General features: G+C 62.1%; 7 protein-coding genes and 1 pseudogene. 2 read left to right on the top strand and 6 right to left on the bottom strand.

What is annotated here, in order from left to right:
* From EN935_RS17225 to EN935_RS17200, 6 genes are all read right to left on the bottom strand, one after another.
* Nucleotides 1–256, bottom strand: a 256-nt coding sequence (locus EN935_RS17225) for a helix-turn-helix transcriptional regulator (protein WP_245488993.1), incomplete at its 3' end; no start/stop codon positions are given.
* A gap of 75 nt (nucleotides 257–331) precedes the next feature.
* Complete coding sequence (locus EN935_RS17220) at nucleotides 332–1,411, bottom strand: ABC transporter substrate-binding protein (protein WP_127264221.1); 1,080 nt, start codon at nucleotides 1,409–1,411, stop codon at nucleotides 332–334.
* Nucleotides 1,396–2,268: an ABC transporter permease gene (locus EN935_RS17215; protein ID WP_127264219.1), complete on the bottom strand. Its 873-nt coding sequence runs from the start codon at nucleotides 2,266–2,268 to the stop codon at nucleotides 1,396–1,398. The genes EN935_RS17220 and EN935_RS17215 overlap by 16 nt, the downstream gene beginning before the upstream one ends.
* A complete protein-coding gene (locus EN935_RS17210; RefSeq protein WP_127264217.1) occupies nucleotides 2,265–3,149 on the bottom strand; it encodes an ABC transporter permease in 885 nt (294 codons plus the stop codon). The genes EN935_RS17215 and EN935_RS17210 overlap by 4 nt, the downstream gene beginning before the upstream one ends.
* A gap of 104 nt (nucleotides 3,150–3,253) precedes the next feature.
* Nucleotides 3,254–4,537 (bottom strand): FAD-dependent oxidoreductase, encoded by a 1,284-nt coding sequence (locus EN935_RS17205; protein ID WP_127264215.1) that lies wholly within the window; start codon nucleotides 4,535–4,537, stop codon nucleotides 3,254–3,256.
* A 243-nt stretch (nucleotides 4,538–4,780) separates the two neighbouring features.
* Nucleotides 4,781–5,671, bottom strand: a complete 891-nt coding sequence (locus EN935_RS17200; RefSeq protein WP_245488992.1) for an SMP-30/gluconolactonase/LRE family protein — start codon at nucleotides 5,669–5,671, stop codon at nucleotides 4,781–4,783.
* A gap of 115 nt (nucleotides 5,672–5,786) precedes the next feature.
* On the opposite strand from EN935_RS17200, the gene EN935_RS17195 reads away from it, so the two are divergent.
* Together EN935_RS17195 and EN935_RS42115 are read left to right on the top strand one after the other, a co-directional pair.
* Complete coding sequence (locus EN935_RS17195) at nucleotides 5,787–6,509, top strand: FadR/GntR family transcriptional regulator (protein WP_109662067.1); 723 nt, start codon at nucleotides 5,787–5,789, stop codon at nucleotides 6,507–6,509.
* Nucleotides 6,506–6,627, top strand: a pseudogene (locus EN935_RS42115) (mandelate racemase/muconate lactonizing enzyme family protein); the annotation flags it as partial. The gene EN935_RS17195 and the pseudogene EN935_RS42115, both read left to right, overlap by 4 nt.

Below are 6,627 nucleotides of genomic sequence, written 5' to 3'. Positions count from 1 at the left end.
CCGCCGCCCTCGACATCGAGCCGTCGGCGATCAGCGCCGACGGCCCGATGTCGAGGGCGGCGGCGAGCGGCCAGATCACCTTGACGCGCAGCGAGGACATGCCGCGCTCGATCTGGCTCAGTGCCCCGATCGACACGCCAGCTTTTGCGGCAAGATCGGCCAGCGACAGATTGCGCTCCAGCCGCAGCGCCCGCACGCGCCGGCCGACGCGAATGTCGGCATCGTCTTTCGGCTTCTCAGCCGCCTCGTCCAGCATGTCCATCAATTCCCGACCTCGTTTGCAGTGTCTCGGGTGACACCACGCGGCTAACGCCGCGCGGTGCTCTAAGGTTCAGCCGCCTGCCTTGACCTTTTCGAACATCTTGGCGAGGTCGTCATTCTGTTTCATCGGGCCGGTGAAGATGGTGGTCTTCAGCATCACTTCCGGGTCGGACGGCAGCTGCAATTTCTCCAGCTCTTCCTTCGGCACGGTGGCAAAGGCGGAACTCAGCGAGCTGCCATAGCCATAGGCCTCGATCAGGTATTTGCCGGAGTCGGCGTCCAGGCGGCTGTTGATGAAGTCATAGGCGAGATCGACGTTCTTGGCGTCCTTGAGCATGACGAAGCCGCAGGCCCAGGTCAGCATGCCTTCCTTCGGCTTCATGAACTCGACCGGCACTCCCTGCTTCTTCAGCGAGGTGGCGGACGCGTTCCAGGTCATGGCGGCGACCAATTGGCCGCTGGCCAGCGCCTGTTCGACGGAGGTCATGTCGGTGGTGTAGTTGGAGAGCAGCGGGCGCTGCTCGCGCAGCTTCTCGGCCACCTTGTCCATCTCGGCGGGCGTCATGTCGAACGGATTTACGCCGGCCAGAAGCGCGGCAACGATCGGCGTGTCATGCACCGCGTCGATGGTCGCCATGCGGCCTGCATACTGCTTGTCCCACAGAAGGTTCCAGCTCGCTTCCGGGTTCTTCACCAGATCGGTGCGGTAGAGGATCGAGGTGTTGCCCCAGTCCCACGGTACCATCCAGACCTTGCCGTCGCCGGCCTGCAGGTCGGGCAGGTTCTTGAACACAGGGAAGATCGAATCCCAGTTCTTGATGCGCTTGGTGTCGATCGGCTGCAGCAGGCCTTCCTTGTTCCAGCGCGCCACCTTGTCATAGCAGGGATGCGCAATGTCGGGGCGGAAGCCGGCCTTGACCTTGGTGAAGGCGTCATCGTCGTCGCCGAAGATCGAGGCCTCGACGCCATCGGGGTGCGCGGCGAGGAAGCTCTTGTTGAAATCGGGCAGTTCATAGCCCGACCAGGTGAAATACTGCAGCTTGTCGCCGGCGAAAGCGACGGTCGACGACAGCGCCAATGCCAGGGCGGCCAGTCCGGCCCGGGCCACTTTTCCGGATATCAGGTCGCCAGATTTCAGGTCGAATGCCATTGCAGTTCTCCTCTCTTGGTTTGTTTTGGTTGTGATGGATTCGCGGGTCTTGGCGCCGTGGCGGACAGGCCGCGATGGCGCAGGATTTCGGCTGCTGCGGCGATGACAAAGGACACCGCCAGGATCGACGTGCCCAGCGCCATGACCGTCGGCAGCGACTTTGGAAAACGCAGCTGGCTCCAGATGTAGAGCGGCAGCGTCGGCTCGGTGCCGGCCAGGAAGAAGACGACGATGAATTCGTCGAAGGAGATCAGGAAGGCCAGCATGAAGGCCGAAACGATGGCCGGCAGGCTGAGCGGCAGCATGACCCGCCGGAAGGTCGTCCAGTCGGAGGCACCGAGATCGAGAGCCGCCTCGCGAATGGTCTTCGGGATGGCGGCGAAGCGGCTGCGCATGATCACCACGGTCGTCGGCAGCGCGACCAATATGTGGCCAAGAACGATGGCAATGCGCGATGGCCCGAGACCGATGAGGTTGATGAGGATCAGCAACGATATGCCGACGATGACACCTGGGATCAGGATCGGCAGCCGGGCGATGGCGCTGATGGTGGCGGCCAGCGGCGAGCGGCCATAGAGGTCCATGTAGGACACGGTGATGCCGCAGAGCGTAGCACCTGTGGCGGCAATGGCGCCGATGACGAGGCTGTTCAAGAGCGCATTGGTCAGCGCCGAATTGCCGAACAAAGTCGCGTACCATTGCACGGTAAAGCCTTGCAGCGGAAACGCTGCCTGGATCGAGTTGTTGAAGGAAAACAGCGGGATCAGCAGGACCGGCAGATAGAGAAAGACCAGATAGGCAATGACGTAAGCGCCAAGCCAGCCGCCGCCTCGCTGTGTGTGCCGCCCCTCGCTCATGTGCGGCTGCCGAATCTGCGGTCGGCGAAGCGCGCGACCAGCACCACGCACAGGATGACCAGCATAACGGCGACGGAGAGTGCTGCGCCAAACGGCCAGTCATTGGCCTTGCCGAACTCAGCCTGGATCAGTGTGCCGATCATAGTGCTGGCCGGACCGCCGACGAGAGCCGGCGTGACATAATCGCCGACCGTCGGCACGAAGACGACGAGGGCTGCCGCCAGCACGCCCGGCATCGAATTGGGCAGCACGACACGGCGGAAAGAGGTGAATGGCCGCGCGCCAAGATCGGAAGCGGCCTCGACCAGCGATTTCGGTATGGTGTCCAGCGCCACATAGATCGGCAGGATGGCAAACGGCGCGTAGGCGTGCGCCAGCGTGACGACAACGGCGGCCGGCGTGTTGAGAAAAGCCAATGTCGGCTCGGACCAGATGCCGCTTTCGATCAGCGCCGAGTTCAGCACGCCATTGTAGGCGAGCACGATCTTCCAGGCGAAAACGCGCAGGAGATAGCTGGTCCAGAACGGCAGCGTCACCAGGAACAGCAATAGCCCGCGCCGCCGGCCGGCGTGGAAGGCAAGGTAGTAGGCGACGGGATAGGCAGTAACGACGGTCGCCAGCGTGACCAAGGCGGCAATGACCAGCGAGCGCAGCGTCACCGTCCAGTACAGCGGATCGGACACGACCGTGACAAAATTCGCCACGGTGAAACCGGCGCCGAGCAGCGAACCGTCATTGGTGCGGAAGGCGAGCAAAAGCACGAGACCAAGGGCAAACAGGATCAGCAGGAAAGTGACCAGAGCGCCCGGCAGCAGCATGGCGACCCGGAAGCCCTGAGAAGACCGGGCCTCTGGCGCTGATGTTGCAACTAGGGTCGACATCGACCTGCCTATCGGAAATTTGAAATTAGCCTAGAGTTTTTCATATTCATGAAACTGTCAAGCAGAATCCCCTAACGGAATCCCATGGAGATGAATTGCCGTGGTCAGCGCTCCAGCGCATCGAGCAGGCGATACCAGGCGATGGTCGCGGCGACGCCGACCTGGCGGAAGGCGTGAAACGGGATCGGCCGGATCGGCGAGATCGGGAAGGGCAATTGCCTGGCGTCGCCACTTTGGAGATAGCCGGCGATGCGCTCGCCAAGCGCGGTCATCAGGCCGACACCACGGCCCTGGCAACCGACCACGGCGAGCAGGCCCTGCTCGGGCTCATGGATGTGCGGCAGGTGGTCCGGCGTCATCGCCACCCGGCCGAACCAGCGCCTCTCGATGGGGACGCCGGACAGCATGGGATAGAGCCGTACCAGTGCACGCTCGAGATGCGCCCAGTCGCCAGCGCTCGTCGGCAGCGCCATGCGGCCCCGTCCGCCAAGCACCAGCCGGCCGTCGGCGCTCTTGCGGTAGTAGACGAGGATGCGACGGGAATCCGACACCGCCTGCCCTTCCGGCAGGATCGTGGCCGCCAGATTGGGCGACAGCGGCTCCGTGGCGATCTGAAAGGAATGCAGCGGCACGATCGTCTGGGCGAGACCGGGGATCAGACCATCCGTATAGGCATTGGTCGCCAGCACGACTGCCTCTGCCTGCAATTCCGGGCCGTTTTCGGTCGAAATTCGCCAAATGCCGGCGGCATTGGTGAGCCGCACGACTTTTTGGCGCTCGGCTATCCTCACCCCAGCCGCGGCCGCGACACGGGCGAGTTCCGACGTGTAAGCGAGCGGATCGATGACACCGGCGCGGCGGTCGAGCCAGCCGCCGAGATAGCCCTGTGCACTGGTCTTGGCTGCGATCTCCGCCGCGCTCAGAAGCTGAACATCGGCGCCGCGCGCCCGCCATTGCCGGTCGCGGTTCGCCCCCGCCTTCAGCGCAACCTCGGTGTGCGCCGCCTGGATCCAGCCATTGCGAACGAACGGCACCGCCAGCTTCTCGTCGCGGATCAGTTCGAACACCGCATCGGCCGTCGACGCCGCGAAATTGACGAGCGCCTCGCCGCGCTCCGGACCAAAATGCTCCAGCAGCCATTCCGGATCATATTTCAGGCCGGGAATGACCTGGCCGCCATTGAGGCCCGATGCGCCCTGGCCGATCTCGCCAGCCTCCAGCACCTGCACCGACATGCCAAGCCCGGCGGCATGCAAAGCCGTCGACAGGCCCATAATGCCGCCGCCGACAATGACGACATCGGCCTTTTCGCCGCTAGGAAAAAGCGATTGAAACTTGGAAGTCGCCTGCGGCTTGTGCCAGATCGGATCGGAGAATGGTGCGGGCAAGGGTCACCTAGGATTCATTGGCAAAATGAAAATCCTAGATGTGATTTCACTATTTTGAAAGTGGGTTTTGATCCGGCGGCTCACAGATCGGAGCCCGAGGGGGTTTCCCGGCACAGCGAGTAGCGTCGGATAAAACAACGCTCCTCCTGCCGTATGGACGCGCGAGTCCTTGCCCGGAATTGTGGAGATTGCCGCCGCAGGATCCGGCAAGTTGCCGTCTTGGGATAGTTGGGTAGAGCTATCTCATCCGAACCGGTTGGTCGGCATGCCCCGAACGCCTGTCCGCACCGCGAACAATCCGCCCTCTTGCGGATTTGCCTGCAAGTGTCCCCTGCTCATGGTAAATCGCGCCGACGTGACGAAGAGAGTATCGAAATTCTCGCCACCAAAAGCGCAACTCGTAGGCCAGCTGCAGGGCAGGTCCACGACCTTGTCGAGAACTCCACCCGGAGAAATGCGGACGAGGCAGCCGCCGCCCGCAACGCGGCAATTCCAGACATAGCCCTCCGCATCCATGCACGACCCATCTGGCAGACCGCGCGGAAAACCCGAGAAGAAAAGTCGCCTGTCGGTTATTCGCGATTGCACCCTATCCCAGCGATAGCGGAATATCTGGTTCTTCGTCGTATCCGCCGTGATGAAAGTATCATCCGCCGTCCAGATCATGGTGTTGGTGATGCCGAAACGATCGGCGCTGAGCGCCTCCACAATGCCGGTCGTGTCGACGCGATAGATCTGCCCCGCATCTCGCGAGATATCGCGCGGAAGATCGTCCGGGCCGATATTGTTTTCCATGGTTCCGACCCACAATGAGCCGTCTGGGGCGACCACGCCCTCATTCAACCGTGTGTCCGGGCTATCCGGTTCGATCGTCGCGATGGTCCTGAAGGTTTCCCCGAAATCCCACAGCGCCACATCTTTTCGCAGCCCGACGATTGCGCCACCGTTCCGGCACAGGCCGATCGAGGTTGCGAGGTCCGGTGCTTGCCAGCTCCGGTGATCGAGAGTGTCCGGATCGAGCTGGTGGATACGCCGCCCGATAATATCCACCCAGATCAGTGTTTTCCTGTTTTCGTCCCAGATCAGGCTCTCGCCGACGACATCCCGGGCATCGAACACGAAAATCGCCTGCATCTCTCCGCTATCCATGAATTGCCTCGTTTGTCGCGCTTATTGACTTCACTTGACAGACAGCATTTCACAAAGATATAGGCATTTCAAGAAAACATGTCATACAGGTTGAGGGCAAATGGTGGCCAATCGTAGCATGATGCCGGACGAGACCAATCCCGGGCTGGTCAGCGCCGCTATCCAGGCCATCACCCAATACATCCGCGTTGAAGGCCTCGGCCCTGGCGACCTCTTGCCCAGCGAAGCCGATATGACCCGCAGGCTCAGCGTCTCGCGGACAGTGGTGCGGGAGGCGTTTCGATCGCTGTCGGCGATGCGCCTCATCGATATGAGCGCCGGTCGGCGCGCCAGCGTCGCCAAGCTCGACATCGGTGCCATGTCGATGGTGATCGAGCACGGCGTCACCACCGAACAGATCAGCGTCCACCAGGTTTATGATGTTCGCCGCACCATCGAAATGCGCACGGTGGCGCTCGCCGCACTCCGGCGGAGTGATGCCGAGGCGGCTGAAATACAAGAATACGCGCGACTGATGCGCGAGAACTATCATGCGCCCGAGATCGTCATGGAGCACGACATCGCATTCCATGAGGCGATCGCGCGGGCCTCTCACAACCCGGTGTTCTCGTTGATCATCACCGCCTTCAGCGGGGTCACGCGACGCACCTGGGTGATCGGCTGGCGTACACGCGCCTCCGTGGAAGATCAGATCAAGATGATCGAGGGGCACGCAGATATTGCCCGGGCGATCATCGCGGGAAATCCGCAACTTGCCGCCGAACACATGGCCGCGCATTTCGACAAAAGCGTCAAGGCGCTGACCGACGCGGGGATCGCATGAAAATCCGCGCGATCGAGACCATTCGCATCGAAGAGCGACCCAATCTGCTCTGGGTCGAGGTGCACACCGACGAAGGCATCACCGGCCTTGGCGAAACATTCTTCATGGCGCGCACGGT

It is taken from the genome of Mesorhizobium sp. M7D.F.Ca.US.004.03.1.1 (assembly GCF_003998635.1).
Taxonomy (GTDB): Bacteria; Pseudomonadota; Alphaproteobacteria; order Rhizobiales; family Rhizobiaceae; genus Mesorhizobium; species Mesorhizobium loti.
This window is presented reverse-complemented; position numbering and strand designations above follow the sequence as displayed.